The following is a 17,103-nucleotide window of genomic DNA, read 5'->3' as shown; positions in this document are numbered from 1 at the left end:
CCGTAGTTGCCGAGGTCCTTGTCGGTGATCTGCTGCTGCTGTTCCTTGTAGGTGGGGCAGCGTTCCAGCCAGCCGAGGGGGGTGATCATGGAAAGCAGAAGATGCAGTTCCGCGGTTTCCTTGATGTCGGACTGGCGGTAGATGGCGCACTTTTCCGGATCGAGACCGGCGGAGAGCCAGTCCACCACCATGTCGCGCACGAATTCCGGCAGGCGGGTGGTGTCGGCATAGTTGCTGGTCAGGGCGTGCCAGTCGGCCACGAAGAAGAAGGCCTCATGGTCTTTCTGCATTTCGACCCAGTTCTTGAGGGCGCCGAAATAGTGGCCGATATGAAGAGGCCCGGTGGGCCGCATACCTGAAACAGTGCGTTGGTTCGCCGTCATGGCGTGTCTCCTGATGGATGGGAAAGAAGGGAAGGGGTCAGATGCCGACGACCCAGAGCGCGAAGTTCCACGAACCCCGGATGAGCGGCAGAAGGATGGAGCTCATGAGACCGCTTGCCAGCAGCAGCACGAGCAGAAGGAAGCCGTAGCGTTCCACACGCTGGAACTGGAGGGAAATCTGCCCGGGCAGCAGCATTTCCAGAATGCGCCCCCCGTCCAGCGGGGGTATGGGCAGAAGATTGATCCAGGCCAGGGCGAAGTTGGCGGAAATGCCTATCTGGCACATTTCCAGCAGGAATTTCCCCGTGGAGGTGTTCATGAGAAATTCCGCCGGAGCAAAGAGCAGAAGGCGCAGGGCCACGGCGAAGAGCATGGCCAGAACCATGTTGCTCAAGGGCCCGGCCGCGGAAACAAGGAGCATGTCCCTGCGGTAGTTGCGGAAGTAGCGGGGGTTCACCGGCACGGGCTTTGCCCAGCCGAACACGAAGGGCGAGAACAGCGCCGTGAACACGAACACGGCCGTGCCCGCCGGGTCGATGTGGGGCACGGGGTTGAGCGTGAGCCTGCCCAGCATGCGGGCGGTGGGATCGCCGCAGCGCAGAGCGGCCCAGCCGTGGGCCACTTCGTGAAGGATGATGCCCAGGAGCACGGGCACGAAGGCCACGGCGACATAGGATATTTTGGCGGCAAGGTGTAAGTCGGACATGGGGGCTTCGATACCATATTTGCGTCCGCTTCGCAACAACGGCCCGGCCCGCTTCCTTTTCCGCATCAGGGCGCTTTTTTCACGGTACTCTCCGTATGTTTTAAGGAAACGTAGTTCATGCAGGAGTGTTGCGGGCCGGGTACTCGACAAAACGGGGGCCTTTGGGCATGATGACGAAAGCGCCTTCATCAACGGGGCGCGGAGCTTTTGCCGCAGAATCAGGGAGATCGCATGCTTGGTTTCATTGTCCGTCACCTGCTCAGGCTCATCTACCGCGTGGAACTGCGCGGCCGCGAACATTACGACGCCGCCGGGCCGCGCACCCTCATTCTCTATAATCCCGGCTCCATCATCGATCCCCTGCTTCTGGCCGCCATGCTGCCCGACCGCATCACGCTTCTGGCCGACAGGGCGCTGGAGCACAAGTGGTGGATGCGCCCCGTCTGTGCGCTGACCGACACGCAGTTCTTCGATTTTGCCAGTCCTGCGGCCACGGTTTCCCTGGTGCACGCCCTGGCCAGAAACGGCCGCTGCATGGTGTTCCACAGCGGCAGTCTCGGCAACGATCCGCGCTATACCCGCATTCTTGAGGCGGCGGGCGTCATTGCGGAAAAGGCCAGCGCCTCGCTCCTGCCCGTGCGCATCGACGGCGCCATCAGCTCCATGTTCTCCTATTCGCGGCACAAGGGCCGCCGCCGCTGGTTCCCCCGCATCACCGTCAGCGTGCTGGAAGTGCAGAAGTTCAGCCCCGTGGAAGGCCTGCCCCCGCGCGAGAGGCGCAGGCGCATGGGCGAACGCCTCTACGACATCATGACCGAGCTTGAGTACCGTTCCGGCATGGACCGGCGCAACATCATGCAGGTGCTCATGGACGCCGTGGCCCTTTCCGGCAGGCGCTTCCCCATTGCCGAGGATCAGGACAGGCACGTTCTCACCTACGGCGCGCTGCTGCTCAAGCTTTCCGTGCTGGGCCGCGCCTTCCGTCGCCTGTTCCGGGGCGAGAAGAGGGTGGGCTTTCTTCTGCCCACGTCCCTGCCCGGGCTGGTGGCCTTCTTCGGCCTGCATTCGGCAGGCTTCGTGCCCGCCATGCTCAATTTCACCTCGGGCATATCCGCCGTGCTTTCCTGCTGCTCCACGGTGCAGCTCTCCTTTGTGCTCACCTCCCGCCGTTTTCTCGCCATGGCCGACCTCACGGCCATGGAACAGGCCCTCAAGGATGCGGGACTCAGGCTCGTCTATCTTGAAGATGTGGCCAAGAACCTCACCCTGTCCGACAAGCTCTTCGGCGCCCTCGGCGCATGGATGCGCTCCGCGCCTTCCACCCCGGGCACGGACCCGGCCGCCGTCATGTTCACCTCGGGCACGGAAGGCGTGCCCAAGGCCGTGTTCCTGAGCCATGTGAACATCACCTCCAACCGCTATCAGGCCCTCAGCATGCTCACCGTGGGCGCAGGGGACAAGCTCTTCAACTGCCTGCCCATGTTCCATGCCTTCGGTCTCGGCATCTGCACGCTTCTGCCCGTGCTTGCCGGGGTGCGCGTCTTTCTCTACCCCTCGCCGCTGCATTACCGCATCGTGCCGCGCCTCTTCTATGAGAGCCAGTCCACCATCATCTGCGGTACGGACACCTTCTGCGCAGGATACGCGCGCTACGGCCGCCCCTACGATTTCTGTCACGCCCGCCTCGTCATCATCGGCGCGGAAAAAATGCGCGAAAGCACGCGCAGCGTATGGCTGGAAAAGTTCGGCGTGGATCTTTTTGAAGGCTACGGGGCCACGGAAACCTCGCCCCTCATTGCCGTGAACACCCCCGCCTACCGCCGCGCGGGCAGTGTGGGCCGCATGGTGCCCGGGCTGGCCTGCCGCCTGCATCCCGTGCCCGGCATCGACGAGGAGAACACCGGCGTTCTGTGGGTGAAGGGCGACAATGTCATGCTGGGCTACATGCGTTCCGCCGCGCCCGGCGTGCTGGAACCTCCGGTGGATGAGGATCTTGCCGCCGCCTTTGCCGAAGGCGCCACCAGCGACGACGGCGCGGGCTGGTACGATACCGGCGACATCGTGCATGTGGACGATGAAGGCTTCATCTTCATCCGGGGCAGGGCCAAGCGCTTCGCCAAGATAGGCGGGGAAATGGTCTCCCTTGCCGCGGTGGAGGAGGCCCTGCGGGAAATCTGGCCCGAGGCCGTGCTCGGCGTGGTCTCCATTCCCGATCCGCGCAAGGGCGAACAGCTCGCCCTGGTCATTGATACCGAAGATGTCACCACAAGCCGCATTGCCGCGCACTTTGCAAGCCGCGGCCTTTCCCCGCTGTGGACGCCCAAGCGCATCGTGAGCGTGAAGCAGGCGCCGCTTCTGGGTTCGGGCAAGTTCGATTACCGCAAGGCCAAGGAACTGGTGCTGGAAAAGGGGTAGTTCTTTGACAAGAGGAGATATATATGAATAAATGTTTTAGTATTTTTTGTATTAGCTTAATTTTTATGCTTAGTGCCTGTACACATCCCTATGAAGGAAGATATATATCTCGTTCTTTTCCTCATAGTGAATATGATGGATTGCCTATTATGGAAACAATTACTATGGGAAGTAGTAATGGTGCAAATGTAATATTTAATTATACACTTGAACCTAAGGAAGGTAATATTTATATAGTTGAAGGAACTATGGATATGACAATGCACGTTGTTAAATATGATGATATTAATATACATATGCTTCTTATAGATGGAGGAAAAATTGTCGAGTCTATTCGTATGAATTCAGGTAATGTTGGAATAGCAGAAAGGATTCCATTTTATAAGGAATTTAAAACAGATAAACATTTTGATGCGGTAACGTTTAATTTTAATGTTTTGTATTATAATTGATATATTATGAAAAAGATAATTTTATTTTTTAGTTGTTTTATTTTAATATTATTTAATTATGAAATATCATATGCAAATAAATTTTATATTCCATCTGAAATAATAAATGGAATAAAGACAGGTAACGATGAATATCAGTATAAGCTTGGAAAATTGTATTATAATCATATAGTGCATAAAAATTATTTTGATAAGGCTGAATACTGGTTAACTAAAGCAGCAGGTCAGAATAATATTCCTGCAACGGTCCTGCTTGCAGTTGTTAAAAAACGTATGGGACATGATAATGAAGCTTTTCAAATTTATAAAAGAGTTGAGAATCGTCTTAAAAATGAAGCTAATGCAGGAAATGCAGAATATCAAGTTTTACTTGGATTAGTATATGGGTATGGTGCAGGTGTAGAACATAATATTAAAATTGCAGCAGATTGGTATAGAAAAGCTGCAGAACAGGGACATCCTGAAGGCCAGTATTATCTTGCATGTCGTTATAAAAATGGAAGTGGTGTTGAGAAGGATTTAAAGAAGGCCTTTTTTTGGTCTTTAAAGGCAGCGAAACAAAATTTTTTTCGTGCTCAGGTTGACGTTGGTATTGCCTATGAACGTGGAAAGGGAGTTGCTCGTTCCCTCAAAAATGCTGTAACATGGTATTACAGAGCGGCGGTACAAGGGTATTCATGGGGAGAATATGACTTGGCGCTGCAATTAAAAAATGGAAAAGGTACACCTAAAAATTTGAAAAAGGCCGTTTTCTGGTACGAAAAAGCAGCTGCACAAGGAAATTTATGGGCTTTGAACAATCTTGGAAACTGTTATCTCAATGGAGAAGGTGTCCGAAAAAATACGCAGAAGGCTTTTGAACTCTTCAGGCGTTCTGCCTTGGGAAATCATTCCACCGGACAATATAATGTCGGGCGCTGCTATGAAAACGGATGGGGAGTGGAACGGAATATTCCCAAGGCTATGGAGTGGTATGAAAAAGCTGCGGCCCGGGGGCATAAGGAAGCGAAGAAAAATTTTGAGTGGCTTCGAGGAGATTTTCGAGAAGGCAAGAGCTAGAAGAAAGGCTTTAAAATTTTTTCTGTCTCCCTTCACATTTTTTCTTGAAAAAAACATGCGCTTTGCGTAGTGTTGCAAAAAAAGGCGCTTTTCATAAGCGCAGGGAGTCACGATGTACAACGTCCGCAATACCGCCGCCTTGAAGAACGAAGTCCTCTTCGCTTCTTCCCTGCTGCTTCTTTGCGGGCGACTGTCCGGTCTGCTGCTGTGCCCGGATATATCGTGATTTCTGACGAATGACAGGTAAAAGGCTGTTCCGTCGGAAGTCGGGGCAGCCTTTTTTATAGGCTTTCACCCCGGCGAAGGAACAGTGTATATGCGCCGCAAAAAGGGGAAGGCCCCGCAAACGAAGGAGAACATCATGTCCGACCGCGTCATTATTTTCGACACCACGCTCCGCGACGGGGAACAGTCCCCCGGCGCCACCATGGATCTCAGCGAAAAAATCCGCATCGCCCGTCAGCTGGAAATGCTGGGGGTGGACGTTATCGAAGCGGGCTTTCCCGCCGCCAGTGAAGGCGACTTCGAGGCCGTGAAGGCCATTGCCCAGAGTGTGGAGAAGGCTCAGGTGGCCGGTCTTGCCCGCGCCAACTTCAAGGACATCGACCGCGCCTGGGAAGCCGTGAAGCATGCCCGCCATCCGCGCATTCACACCTTTATCGCCACTTCCCCCATCCACATGGAATACAAGCTCCGCAAGACGCCCGACGAAGTGGTGGAACTTGCCGTGGCCGCGGTGAAGCGCGCCGCCTCCTACACCTCCAACGTGGAATTCTCTGCGGAAGACGCCTCCCGTTCCGAACCTGACTTCCTTGTCCGCATCGTGACCGCCGCCATTGAAGCGGGCGCCACCACCATCAACATTCCCGATACCGTGGGCTTTGCTCAGCCCGACGAATTCGGCGCGCTCATCCGCTACATCATCGAAAACGTGCCCAATTCCGACAAGGCCGTGTTCAGCGTGCATTGTCACGACGACCTGGGCCTTGCCGTGGCCAACAGCCTCGCCGCGGTGAAGAACGGTGCGCGTCAGGCGGAACTGTGCCTGAGCGGCATCGGCGAAAGAGCGGGCAACGCCTCCCTTGAGGAATTCGTCATGGCCCTGAAGCTCCGCCCCGAATACTACGGCGTGGAAAGCTCCATTGTCACCGAGCAGATCTACCCCTCCTGCCATCTGCTTTCCCTCATCATCGGCCGTCCCATTCCGGCGAACAAGGCCATCATCGGCAGCAACGCCTTTGCCCATGAATCCGGCATCCATCAGGACGGCATGCTGAAGAACCGCAACACCTACGAAATCATGACCCCGCAGGCCGTGGGCCGCAAGTCCACTGACATCGTCATCGGCAAGCACTCCGGCCGCAACGCCGTGCGCACCCGCCTTGAGGAACTCGGCTACAGCCTGGACAACGATCAGGTCAACGCCGTGTTCGCGGCCATGAAGGAACTTGCGGACAAGAAGGCCCGCATTCACGACGAGGACCTCGAAGCCCTTGTCTTCTCCGAAGTGTACCGCATGCGCATCCCGGATCGCTTCCGCCTGAGCAATATCTGCGTGCAGACCACCATGGGTTCCACCATGCCCACCACCGCGGCCGTGGTCATGCAGGATCACGACGAGGAAGTGCGTCTCGCCGGCTTCGGCGTCGGCCCCATCGACGCGGCCTTCAACGTCATTTCCCAGATCTGCGGCACCCGTGCCGAGCTTGAGAAGTTCTCCGTGAACGCCATCACCGGCGGCACCGACGCTCAGGGCGAGGTGTCCGTGCACCTGCGCGACGGCAAGTATTCCGCCACGGGCCGCGGTTCCGACCTCGACATCATCGTGGCCAGCGCCAAGGCCTATGTGGACGCCCTGAACCGCCTTGAACACAAGGAAAAGGACGTCATCAGCTACAAGCAGAACCCTGTGGACTAGTCCGCATGTTCCGGGCGGCGCCTTTTCCGGGTGGCCGCCCGGTTGTTTTCAGCTCCTTTCCCGCCTTGTCCGGAAAAGGAGCGCTCCTGCGGCCCGCCCGGGCCGCGAACCCGCTTTCCCTCCGGGAGATCAATCATGGCAATGACGCTTGCCCAGAAAATTTTGCAGATGCACACCGACGAGGAAGTCCGCGAACCGGGACAGATTGTGGAATGCTCCCTCTCCGGCGTGCTCGCCAACGACATAACCGGCCCCCTCGCCATCAAGTCCTTCCGTGCCATGGGCGCGAAAAAGGTGTTCGACAAGGACAAGGTCTTTCTGGTGATGGATCACTACACCCCCCAGAAGGACATTGCCTCCGCCAACCAGGTCATCGTATCCCGCCGCTTTGCCGCGGAAATGGGCATTACCCATTACTACGAAGGCGGCTGCGCGGGCGTGGAACACGCGCTTCTGCCGGAAAAGGGCCTGGTGAAGCCCGGTGATCTCGTCATCGGCGCAGACAGCCATACCTGCACCTACGGCGGCATAGGCGCCTTCTCCACGGGCCTCGGCTCCACGGACATCGCCTGCGGCATGGTGCTCGGCAGGCTGTGGTTCAAGGTGCCCGCCACCATCCGCGTGAATATCGAAGGCTCCATGCCCCGCTGGATCCGCGGCAAGGATCTCATCCTGCGCCTCATCGGTGAAATCGGCGTGGACGGCGCGCTGTACCGTGCCCTGGAATTCGGCGGCTCCGCGCTGAAGGATGTGGATATCGAAGGCCGCCTCTGCATGGCCAACATGGCCATCGAGGCGGGCGGCAAGTGCGGGCTCTTCCCCTCCGACGACATGACGGCCGCATACTGCCGCGCCCACGGCACGCCCGATCCCATGGCCCTTGCCGCCGACGAGGGTGCGGAATATGAGCGCGTCGTCACCATGGACGTGACGGACATGGAACCTGTGGTGGCCTGCCCGCATCTGCCTGAAAACACGCGCCCCGTGTCCGAACTTTCCGATATCCGCGTGGATCAGGTGGTCATCGGCTCCTGCACCAACGGCCGCATTTCCGACATGCGCGACGCGGCGGAAATCCTGCGCGGCCGCAAGGTGGCAAAGGGCGTGCGCTGCATCGTCATTCCGGCCACGCCCGCCGTGTGGCGTCAGGCCATGGACGAGGGCCTGTTCGAGGTCTTCTCCGACGCAGGCTGCGTCATCAGCACCCCCACCTGCGGCCCCTGCCTCGGCGGCTACATGGGCGTGCTCGGCGACGGCGAACGCTGCATCTCCACCTCCAACCGCAATTTCCGCGGTCGTATGGGCAGCCTGGAATCGGAACTCTACCTCGCAAGCCCCTGCGTGGCCGCCGCCTCCGCTGTGACCGGCGCCATCACCGGCCCCGACGCGCTGTAGTTTCCCCCCTTCGGAAGGAGCGCCGCAGCGCTTGCCGCGGCGTCTTCTCCGAAGCGGAAGCAGCCCGAAGCTTTCCACGCTGTTTTCGCGGAACGTTTCGCCGTGAGCATTTCTTTGCGGGGCTTTCCCCGCACCCCGGCCGGTCCTCCGTGCCGGGAAATACAGGAGCATATCATGTCCTTTTCCGGAAAAGTCCATAAGGTCGGCGCTCATATCGACACCGATGCCATCATCCCGGCCCGCTTCCTTGTGACCACCGATACCGCGAAGCTCGGCGAGGCCTGCATGGAAGGCCTGGAACCCGGCTGGGTGAAGCGCGTGCACAAGGGCGACATCATCGTTGCCGACCGCAACTTCGGCTGCGGCTCCTCCCGTGAACACGCCCCCCTCGCCATCATCGGCGCAGGTATCCGCGCCGTGGTCGCCCACAGCTTCGCCCGTATCTTCTACCGTAATGCCTTCAATATGGGCCTCATGCTTCTCGAAGTGGGCGACGAGGTCAACAAGATAAACGACGGCGACACCCTCGAAATCAGCCCCGAACAGGGCCTTATCCGCGATCTCGACAACGGCGCCGAAATCCGTATCCCCGCCCTCTCCCCCATGATGCAGACCCTTATCGACAAGGGCGGCATGGTCAACTATGTGAAGGAACAGCTTCGCCTCCGCGGCGAATAAGCCCCCCCTCAGCAGCAACAACGAAGGCCGGTCCCGCACCGGCCTTCTGCGTTTAACAGGAAAGGCAGGAAAGGCACGCGGGGCGCCGCCCCGCACCCCGCCGGGGGGAATGATTCCCCCCGGGCCCCCTCAGTTTGCAGAGCGGAAGGGGGGTGCTTTTTCCCAATGTTGGAGGACCCCGGTTTGCGAAGGATGACCGTATAGCAACGCTCGGGGGCCCCCCGGCCAGCCTTCAGGCGGCCGGGCCGCCGGGCATAAGTAGCCGGGATTCACTCCCGGCGTTAAACGCTATGCCCGGCGTACAGGTCCCGCACCCTGTACAGTGTGTCCGGCGCGGACGGGCGTTTGTGTGCCGGAGGCGGTCGCAAGGTCACCCCCACGGGCCCCCTCAGTTTGCAGGCAGAAGTGTGGGGGCAGGCAAAGGCCTTCCTTCGACTCGCAGCTGTGCCCGGAACACGCAGGCGGAAAGCTCAGGTATACCGTGTTGCTGCATCCTCAGTGTGAGCGTGTCCTGTCGGACCCGCTCACGCAGGCCGACTCCGTCCCGGCCTGCGCCGGGCCGTCGTGTCAAAGGAAGGGATTTCTGGAAAAGGGGAGTGATGCAGCGGCTTCTGCGGGGTTCTGTCGGGGAATGCCTCTGTTTTATTCGGTTTTCTGGCAAAGAATAACCGTGTTTCAACGCCCGGGAGGCTTTTGTGGGCAAAGCACAGCCTGTATCCACGCTCCAGACTTCCCCCGTTTTGCAAAGCTGAGCCGTGCACCGCTCCGGGCCCCGGTTTGCAGAGGTGAGCCATAAAAAGAGCGCGGAGTAGTCGTCGTGGCTGACTTTCCGGGCGCTTTCCGGTGCTTAAAAAAACTTCCCCCCGTCGTTGGCGGCGGGGGGAAGGGAATGGCGGAACAGGGGCCTTTTAGGCCGCGGCTTCCTTCTTGTTATGCCAGGCATTCAGCACAAGCAGCACCAGCACAAGCAGCGCGCCGCTCACGAGCAGGCACACCCAGGGGCTGGAGGAGACGAAGCCGGCCACGAGGTAGCCCACGGCGCTGCACCCTGCCGCAAGCAGGGCATAGGGCAGCTGCGTGGAAACGTGCTCGATATGGCTGCACCCCGCGCCTGCGCTGGAAAGAATGGTGGTATCGGAAATGGGGGAGCAGTGGTCGCCGAACACACTGCCTGCCAGCGTGGCGGAAAGGGCCACCACCAGAAGGTCGGGGCTGACGGCCTGCGCCACAGGCACCACGAGCGGAATGAGAATGCCGAAGGAACCCCATGCCGTGCCCGTGGAGAAGCTTAAAAAGCCCGCGATCACGAAGATGAGGAAGGGCAGCATGCCGCCGATCATGTTTCCGGAAACCAGCGATTCCACGAACTTGTTGGTCTGCAGCATGTCCTGGCACACGCCGCTGATGCCCCAGGCCAGCACGAGGATGAGGTTGGCCGTGAGCATGGCCTTCATGCCTTCCACGGTGCCGTGCATGAATTCCGAAAGGCTCATGAGGCGGCGGGGCACATAGAGCAGCAGCGCCACCACGAGGCCGCCGAAGGAGGCCCACACCAGCGCGGGGGAGGCGTTGCAGTTGCCGAGGGCGGCGCGGAATTCGTGGTACTGCGGATCGGAACCCCAGTAGCCGCCGCTGTACATCATGGCGAGCACGGCGAAGACGATGAGGCTGCCGATGGGGATGAGCATGTCGAACACGTTGCCGTTCTTGGTTTCCAGGCCTATGCCGGTCTGCTGGGCAAGCACGCCGAGGTCGCCTTCCTCAGCCCGCTTTTCCGCCGAGCGCATGGGGCCGAAGTCCCATTTGAACAGGCACAGCAGAATCACAAGAAAGAGCGAGAGCAGAGAATAGAAGTTGTAGGGAATGGCGGCAATGAAGGCCGCGATTTCGCTTTCAAACGCGCCGGTGGATTTCAGGTTGCTGCCCACGGCGGCGGCCCAGCTGGAAATGGGCGCGATGATGCACACGGGCGCGGCCGTGGCGTCGATGATGTAGGCGAGCTTTGCGCGGGAAATCTTGTAGGTGTCGGTCACGGGCTTCATCACGGTGCCCACGGTGAGGCAGTTGAAATAGTCGTCGATGAAGATGAGACCGCCCAGGCCGCAGGTGGAGAGCATGGCCGTGCGCCGGCTCTTGATGCGCGAGGTGGCCCAGCGCCCGTAGGCCCGGGAGCCGCCCGCCATGGAAATGACATACACCAGAGAGCCCAGTGCCGAGCAGAACATGATGATGTCGAAGTTGAGGCGTTTCCCCATGATGGCGAAGGCCGATTCAATGGTGCCCATGAGCACGAAGTCGGCCCCTGTGCCGACGGTGTAGATGAACGTGCCCGTAAGAATGCCTATGAGCAGGGAAGACACCACTTCCTTGGTGATGAGCGCAAGCACGATGGCCGTGACGGGTGGAAGAAGCGACATCCATCCAGCGTAATAAGGTTCCATAATTCCCCCCAGAAGGATAGGCATTTTCCCGAGGAAAATGCAGACAAAGCGCGTAGGCGCACAAGGGTTCCTGCCACGCTCCCATGGCGGAACCCGGCAGGCCGGAGCATGCGGAAAGGCAGCCCGCAGCCCGCGCGATTCTTCATATTCCAACGGAAATACCAGAATACAAGGCACCCTTCAAGAATTTCCTGCAAAAACCGGGCGGAAAGGGCCGTTTCTCCGGTGTGACGCGCCGTATCTTCGGAAAACATGCGTTGCCGGAACCTGCATGGCAGGGCAGAGACCGTGTTTTTGTGCCTGAAGGCGCTGTGCCGTGCACCCGGGGCGCGCAGGGTTCGGGCAGAAGGGGCGGATTTCTCCTTTATCCCCTTCCCCGCGCCGCTGATCCGCGCCTCTGGCGTCTTGCGCAGGCCCTGCGCACAGATTTCCCGGATTTCAGGCATGAAAAAAGCCCCCGGAGGGGCTTTTCGGGGCCGCCTTGTGGCTTTCGGGCGGCCCCAGGAGGTTCCGCTCCCCGTGCGGGGGAGCGGAACGGTACGTCAGTGCATCATGGAAGGCAGCCACAGGCTCAGCTGCGGGAAGGCCACGATGAGCCCGACGCACACGAACAGGCCCACCACATAGGGGAGCGAAGCCTTGTACATGAGGCCGATGGGCACGTCGGCAATGCCCTTCATGACGAAGAGGTTGATGCCGAAGGGCGGGGTGATGCAGGCCATGTTCTTGACCAGGGTGGAGATGACGCCGAACCAGATGAGGTTCCAGCCGAACACCTTGGCGATGGGCACGAAGATGGGCACGCAGATGAGCACCAGGGGAATGGCCGGGATGAAGCAGCCGAGGAAGCACAGCACGATGATGATGGCGAGCATGACGAGCATGGGCGCGATGTCGAGGGCTGCGATGGCGTTGGCGAGCACCATGGGGATGCGGCTCAGGGTCATGAAGTTGCCGAGAAGGTTGGCGCCTGCGAGCAGGGCGAAGCACATGGCCGTGAACTTTCCGGCTTCGTTGAGGGCTGCGGAGAGCTTTTTGCCGTTCATGCGGCGCAGAACAAAGGCCAGCGCCAGCATGCCGAACACGCCCACGCCGCCGCCTTCCGTGGCGGTGAAGATGCCGCCGTAGATGCCGCCGATGACGAGGACGAAGATGAAGAGAATGGGCAGGGCGGAACGCAGGGAGGCGAGGGCTTCAAGCCGCGGAACCCGGGGCGAGGCGGGAGCGGCCGCCGGATTGATGCGCGCCCAGACCACGATGACGCCGATGAAGCAGAACATGCACAGAAGGCCGGGGATGACGCCCGCGATGAACAGTTCGCCGATGGACTGTTCGGCCAGCACGCCGTAAAGGATGAAGGTGGTGCTCGGCGGGATGAGGCTGCCGATGGTGCCCGAACAGGCGAGGCAGCCGATGGCGAGGGCGTCGTCGTAATGGCTTTTGCGCATTTCGGGAAGGGCTATGGCCGACATGGCCACGCTGCCCGCGAGGGAGTCGCCCACCACCGCGCCGAAGGCCGTGCAGGCGCACACGCTGCCGGTGGCGAGACCGCCGCGCCAGTGGCCCATCCAGGAACGGGCGGCCCGGTACAGATCCTGTCCGAACTGGCCCTGGAAGCAGACGTAGCCCATGAGCAGGAAGAACATGAGCGGCGACCAGTCGTAGCTTGCCACGGTGTTGTACCAGAACTGGCCGAGCATGTTCCACGCGGCCACGGTGCCGCGCATGTTGGCGATGAACACGGCGGCCGAGGCCATGAGGGCGTAGGCCACGGGCATACCGGAGAAGAAGAGGAAGAACATGAACGCGCAGCCCCATACGCCGAGAACCACGCTGGAGAAGCCGCGCATTCTGTGCGTGGCGAACCAGAGGAAGGCGGCCGTGCTCACGAGGGCGACCACGAGAGCGAGCAGAGCGGACGTTGTGCCGCAGCGTTCACAGGCGTGCAGTATGGCGGCGAGAAAATCGTGCACCAGGGTGAGCAGCAGAAGCAGGCACCCCGCGGAGGCGAACCACACGAAGGGCGCGACGGGCAGGTTCAGGGTGGGGGAATACAGTTCGCAGGAAACGGCGTAGTCCATCATGGCGATAAGGCAGAAGGCCACGGTGCACACCGACCAGAAGGTGGTGACGACGGCGAGCAGAGTCTGCGTTTTTTCGCTGAGTTTGGCCGTGACCACGTCCATGACGATATGGCCGCCCGTCCACTGGGCATAGGCCACGGAGGTGAAGAAGACGATGACCATGAAGAACTCGGTGAGTTCCAGGGTGCCGCTGAGCGGGCGGGAAAGGAAATAGCGCAGGCCGACATCGAGCGCCGTGATGAGCACCATGATGAGGAAGAAGAGCATACCGAGGGCGCTGGCCTTCTGGCAGACCTTTTCCAGGGGCTTCAGAAAGTCGACGCAGGCGCGCAGAGGCGCGAAGGCGGCGGGCTGAGGAGTGGGGTTGACGGTGGCTGATGCGTCCATGGCTGGCTCCTGGGGCGTTGAGGCGTTTTTTTATCCCGCTCCGCCCGGTGCGGGCGGACGGAAACGGGGAAAGGCCGGGAGGGAAGCCCCCCCGGCGTGACAGGTTCGGAGTTTACTTGGTTACATATTCTGCGGCGCGGGATTCGGCCCAGGGCTTCATGTCGCGCGCTTCCAGTTCACGGAACTTGGCGAGAATGGCGTCGGCGGGAAGACCCTTGTCGTTGGTGAAGGAGATCCAGTCGGCGTAGGTGGGTTCCACCAGCTTGTCGGCCCTGGCATAGTCTTCGGCGGAGAGCATGTGCACCTTGCCGCCCTGTTCCTTCTGCCAGCGCGCGAGGCTGTTGTACTGCATGTCGTTCCAGAAATCGTTGAACAGTTTGGGCGCGTATTCGCGCGACACGTCGTCGATGATCTTCTGCAGGTCTTCGGGCATGCTGTCGTAGGTGTCCTTGTTCATCACGCAGTAGAACACCGAACCGCCCATGTTCACATAGGTGATGTTCTTGATGATGTCGCCGAGCTTGCGGGAAATGAGCACTTCGCAGTCCACCACCGCGCCGTCGATGACGCCCTTTTCCAGGGACATATACATGTCGGGCAGGGTCACGCCCACCACGGTGGCGCCGAGGGCGCGGGCGCGTTCCAGGCGGATGCCGCCGCCGGATACGCCTATCTTCAGGCCCTTGAGGTCTTCAAGGCTCTTCACGGCCTTGTCGCGCGTGCCGATGAGCATGCCCATGGTGTGACCTTCCACAAAGAGCAGGTGTGTGCCTTCCACGTCCTTCATGGCTTCCTTGGGGAAGCTTTCGTGCAGGGAGCGGACAAGGTCGGCCGAGTCCACGGTGCACAGGCTGGGCCGCACGAGGTTCAGGATCTGCTCATGGAAGGGATAACGGCCGAGTCCGCCCACGGTGAAGGTGGCTTCGCCAAGGTCCGCCACGCCCGTGCGCACCGATTCCACCACCTCCGCCTGCTTGCTGAGGGCCTGGGCAAAGTAGGGTTCGATGACGATGCGGCCTTCGCTGCGCCTGGTGATTTCATCGGCCCAGGGTTTGATGGCCATGGTCCAGCGGTTGTGCACCGGAGGAATGGCGAGATTCAGGGAAAGCACATAGTCCGCCGCGTTTGCGGGCAGAGCGGAGGCAAGGATCAGGGCCGCGCCGAGAAGGAGGGAAGAGAGCCTGTTCATGCGCACTCCTTTCATACAAGGGTGTAGAGCGGAAACTCGAAGGTGATGGCATCCCTGGGACAGCTGATGCGGCAGTTTCCGCAGTGCCAGCATTCGTGTTTGTATTCCTCTATTACATGGGGCGTCTTGTCGTGTTCCTTGTCGAGGGCCAGAATGTAGGCGGGGCAGTCCCTTACGCACATGCCGCAGCGGACGCATTTATCTTCGTGGAAAACAGGAGGCATGATTCATCTCCTAGAGGGTAATGGTTGCTTGGAGGAATGTTCCGTGCAGGGCGGCGGCGTTCTGCGGAAAGGACGCCGCCGGGAACCCCTGCCTCAGCGGGCGGCAGGTTCAAGCCAGGAGTACACGGGGCCTTCGGCGCCCTTGCTCACCACAAGGCCCTTGGCCAGGGCCGGGTCCTTTTCGGGATAGTCGGTGAGCACATACATGCCGCGGCCGCTTTCCTTGCGCTGGAGGCAGGCATCGAGATGGATGCGGCACAGATCGAGGATTTCAAAGGCTTCATGAATGCGCATGAGGTCGTGCAGGTTGCCTGCGCGCACGCGGTTCCTGTAACCGTCGATGAAGTCGAGACGGTCCAGAGCCACGGTCATGCCGGGCATGTTGCGGCGGAACTTGGCGTAGTAGTCCATGACCTGACGGATGGGGTCTTCAAAGTCGCGGTGCGTGATGGCGGTGGGGGAATCGTTCTTCAGCGGAGCAAGGATGCGCTCGCATTCGGCGAGGATTTCCTCTTCCGAAGGCCCGGCCATGTCCAGGGAGAGCGCGTTTTCGGCCGCATGGCCGCCGGCCACGAAGCCGCCGCACATGGCGCCCGAGAAGCTCGTGAAGTTGCAGCCCGCATACAGGCCGCGCACCGGGGTTTCCAGGTTGTCGTCGGCAAGGAGCATGCCCGAAAGGCTGAGTTCGCCCACTTCCACTTCCAGCGGGTACTTGCTGAACTCGATGCCGCGCGCCTTGCAGTAATCAAGGTACGTCGCCTTGTCCGCAGGCATGAGCACATACTGCAGATGATGCACGTCGTGCTCGTTCAGGTGGCGCATGTCCATGTAGAAGGGCGGGCCGTAGCCTTCCACCTGCTGCTGATTGGTGCCCATCATCTGGTTGCGGCGTATGCCGTTTTCTCCCATGGGGTCGTACTTGAACATGAAGCGCTCGCCGAGGGCGTTCAGCTCATAGCCGCCCATGTTGTTGATGCCGTTCATGCCCGGCGCGCCCCAGCCCTTGGGCAGGATGGTGCCGCGGCAGGAAATGTCGGCGTTTATGATGGGCACGCCGATGTCGTAGGAAAGGGTGAAGTAACTGCCCGTGGTAAAGGGCGTGAACCAGCAGTTGTAGGGGTTGTGGGAAGAGTTGTTGGTGCAGCGCTGGGCATGCCAGCCGAGGCTGTTCACGGCCGTGCGGCAGCGTATGGCCGACACTTCGCCGGTGAGTACGTCAAAGCCCATGCAGCCCGCGATCTTGCCGTCCTTCTTGAAAAGGCGGGTGATCTGGAAGTTGTCGAGAACCTTCACGCCCAGGGAACGGACGCGCTTTGCCAGGCCGCGCTTGATCCTTCTGCCGTTGGGAATGTGCATCCACCATGCGCCCGGCTGGCCGAAGCCCACGGAACGGAAGTAGAAACCGTCTTCCCGGCGCAGAAATTCCACGCCGCATTCCTCCAGAATCTTCACGCAGGGCTTCAGGGCCGCGTGCCACTGTTCGATCTGCCTTTCCCTGTAGCCGAAGGCCGATTTCATGTAGAAGGCGACAAAGCTTTCCTTGTTGTCGAAGGGCTCGTCCGTGTCCAGCACGGCCATGAAGTGATCGTTGCCCCCGCCGAGGGAGCCGGAACTTTCCAGCGTGCCCTTGCCGGCCATGAGAATGTCCACGCCCTTGCCGGCGGCGTTCAGGGCAGCGCCGATGCCCGACGCGCCGGTGCCGAGAATGAGAACGTCGGTCTCATACAGAGTGCCCCAATCGTGTTTGACGGCTTTCATATATGCTCCTTGGT

The 17,103-nt window shown here is 60.0% G+C and carries 12 protein-coding genes and 1 pseudogene; 6 read left to right on the top strand and 7 right to left on the bottom strand.

Going from position 1 to position 17,103, the window contains the following annotated elements; translation table 11 throughout:
- Both Q0K07_RS07545 and Q0K07_RS07540 read right to left on the bottom strand, forming a co-directional pair.
- Positions 1-383 (bottom strand): annotated as a pseudogene (locus Q0K07_RS07545) (tryptophan--tRNA ligase); the annotation flags it as partial.
- 37 nt (positions 384-420) lie between these two features.
- Positions 421-1,089: a site-2 protease family protein gene (locus Q0K07_RS07540; RefSeq protein WP_294558174.1), complete on the bottom strand. Its 669-nt coding sequence runs from the start codon at positions 1,087-1,089 to the stop codon at positions 421-423.
- A 231-nt stretch (positions 1,090-1,320) separates the two neighbouring features.
- On the opposite strand from Q0K07_RS07540, the gene Q0K07_RS07535 reads away from it, so the two are divergent.
- From Q0K07_RS07535 to Q0K07_RS07510, 6 genes are all read left to right on the top strand, one after another.
- Positions 1,321-3,504: an AMP-binding protein gene (locus Q0K07_RS07535; protein ID WP_294558172.1), complete on the top strand. Its 2,184-nt coding sequence runs from the start codon at positions 1,321-1,323 to the stop codon at positions 3,502-3,504.
- 23 nt (positions 3,505-3,527) lie between these two features.
- A complete protein-coding gene (locus Q0K07_RS07530; protein WP_294558171.1) occupies positions 3,528-3,956 on the top strand; it encodes a hypothetical protein in 429 nt (142 codons plus the stop codon).
- A 6-nt stretch (positions 3,957-3,962) separates the two neighbouring features.
- Positions 3,963-5,015, top strand: a complete 1,053-nt coding sequence (locus Q0K07_RS07525) for a tetratricopeptide repeat protein (RefSeq protein WP_294558170.1) — start codon at positions 3,963-3,965, stop codon at positions 5,013-5,015.
- Positions 5,016-5,376: 361 nt separating this feature from the next.
- The gene (locus Q0K07_RS07520) at positions 5,377-6,933 is read left to right on the top strand and encodes a 2-isopropylmalate synthase (RefSeq protein WP_294558169.1); all 1,557 of its coding nucleotides are present in this window, start codon (positions 5,377-5,379) and stop codon (positions 6,931-6,933) included.
- Positions 6,934-7,068: 135 nt separating this feature from the next.
- Positions 7,069-8,328, top strand: a complete 1,260-nt coding sequence (gene leuC / locus Q0K07_RS07515; protein WP_294558168.1) for a 3-isopropylmalate dehydratase large subunit — start codon at positions 7,069-7,071, stop codon at positions 8,326-8,328.
- Between the two features lie 174 nt (positions 8,329-8,502).
- Positions 8,503-9,006, top strand: a complete 504-nt coding sequence (locus tag Q0K07_RS07510) for a 3-isopropylmalate dehydratase small subunit (protein ID WP_294558167.1) — start codon at positions 8,503-8,505, stop codon at positions 9,004-9,006.
- A 908-nt stretch (positions 9,007-9,914) separates the two neighbouring features.
- Here Q0K07_RS07510 and Q0K07_RS07505 read toward each other — a convergent pair.
- The 5 genes from Q0K07_RS07505 to Q0K07_RS07485 form a co-directional block, all read right to left on the bottom strand.
- Entirely contained in the window at positions 9,915-11,447 is a 1,533-nt protein-coding gene (locus tag Q0K07_RS07505) for a Na+/H+ antiporter NhaC family protein (RefSeq protein ID WP_294558164.1), read from the bottom strand.
- A 542-nt stretch (positions 11,448-11,989) separates the two neighbouring features.
- Positions 11,990-13,918 carry a TRAP transporter large permease subunit gene (locus tag Q0K07_RS07500; RefSeq protein WP_294558162.1) on the bottom strand — a complete coding sequence of 643 codons (1,929 nt, stop codon included), beginning with the start codon at positions 13,916-13,918 and terminating at the stop codon, positions 11,990-11,992.
- Positions 13,919-14,030: 112 nt separating this feature from the next.
- On the bottom strand, positions 14,031-15,107 hold the full coding sequence (locus Q0K07_RS07495) for a TRAP transporter substrate-binding protein (RefSeq protein WP_294558159.1): 1,077 nt from the start codon (positions 15,105-15,107) through the stop codon (positions 14,031-14,033).
- Positions 15,108-15,118: 11 nt separating this feature from the next.
- On the bottom strand, positions 15,119-15,331 hold the full coding sequence (locus Q0K07_RS07490) for a ferredoxin family protein (protein ID WP_294558157.1): 213 nt from the start codon (positions 15,329-15,331) through the stop codon (positions 15,119-15,121).
- A 93-nt stretch (positions 15,332-15,424) separates the two neighbouring features.
- Positions 15,425-17,089 carry an FAD-binding protein gene (locus tag Q0K07_RS07485; RefSeq protein WP_294558155.1) on the bottom strand — a complete coding sequence of 555 codons (1,665 nt, stop codon included), beginning with the start codon at positions 17,087-17,089 and terminating at the stop codon, positions 15,425-15,427.
- Positions 17,090-17,103 lie beyond the last annotated feature (14 nt).

The sequence above is a fragment of the uncultured Mailhella sp. genome, from assembly GCF_944324615.1.
Classification (GTDB): domain Bacteria; phylum Desulfobacterota; class Desulfovibrionia; order Desulfovibrionales; family Desulfovibrionaceae; genus Mailhella.
The sequence above is the reverse complement of the archived record's forward strand: the minus strand, read 5'-3'. Positions and strand labels throughout refer to the sequence as shown.

Excerpts from the sequence above, each read along its gene's own strand:
- Q0K07_RS07540 (WP_294558174.1), bottom strand. The coding sequence starts at position 1,089 with ATGTCCGACTTACACCTTGCCGCCAAAATATCCTATGTCGCCGTGGCC.
- Q0K07_RS07535 (WP_294558172.1), top strand. The coding sequence starts at position 1,321 with ATGCTTGGTTTCATTGTCCGTCACCTGCTCAGGCTCATCTACCGCGTG.
- Q0K07_RS07530 (WP_294558171.1), top strand. The coding sequence starts at position 3,528 with ATGAATAAATGTTTTAGTATTTTTTGTATTAGCTTAATTTTTATGCTT.
- Q0K07_RS07525 (WP_294558170.1), top strand. The coding sequence starts at position 3,963 with ATGAAAAAGATAATTTTATTTTTTAGTTGTTTTATTTTAATATTATTT.
- Q0K07_RS07520 (WP_294558169.1), top strand. The coding sequence starts at position 5,377 with ATGTCCGACCGCGTCATTATTTTCGACACCACGCTCCGCGACGGGGAA.
- leuC (WP_294558168.1), top strand. The coding sequence starts at position 7,069 with ATGGCAATGACGCTTGCCCAGAAAATTTTGCAGATGCACACCGACGAG.
- Q0K07_RS07510 (WP_294558167.1), top strand. The coding sequence starts at position 8,503 with ATGTCCTTTTCCGGAAAAGTCCATAAGGTCGGCGCTCATATCGACACC.
- Q0K07_RS07505 (WP_294558164.1), bottom strand. The coding sequence starts at position 11,447 with ATGGAACCTTATTACGCTGGATGGATGTCGCTTCTTCCACCCGTCACG.
- Q0K07_RS07500 (WP_294558162.1), bottom strand. The coding sequence starts at position 13,918 with ATGGACGCATCAGCCACCGTCAACCCCACTCCTCAGCCCGCCGCCTTC.
- Q0K07_RS07495 (WP_294558159.1), bottom strand. The coding sequence starts at position 15,107 with ATGAACAGGCTCTCTTCCCTCCTTCTCGGCGCGGCCCTGATCCTTGCC.
- Q0K07_RS07490 (WP_294558157.1), bottom strand. The coding sequence starts at position 15,331 with ATGCCTCCTGTTTTCCACGAAGATAAATGCGTCCGCTGCGGCATGTGC.
- Q0K07_RS07485 (WP_294558155.1), bottom strand. The coding sequence starts at position 17,089 with ATGAAAGCCGTCAAACACGATTGGGGCACTCTGTATGAGACCGACGTT.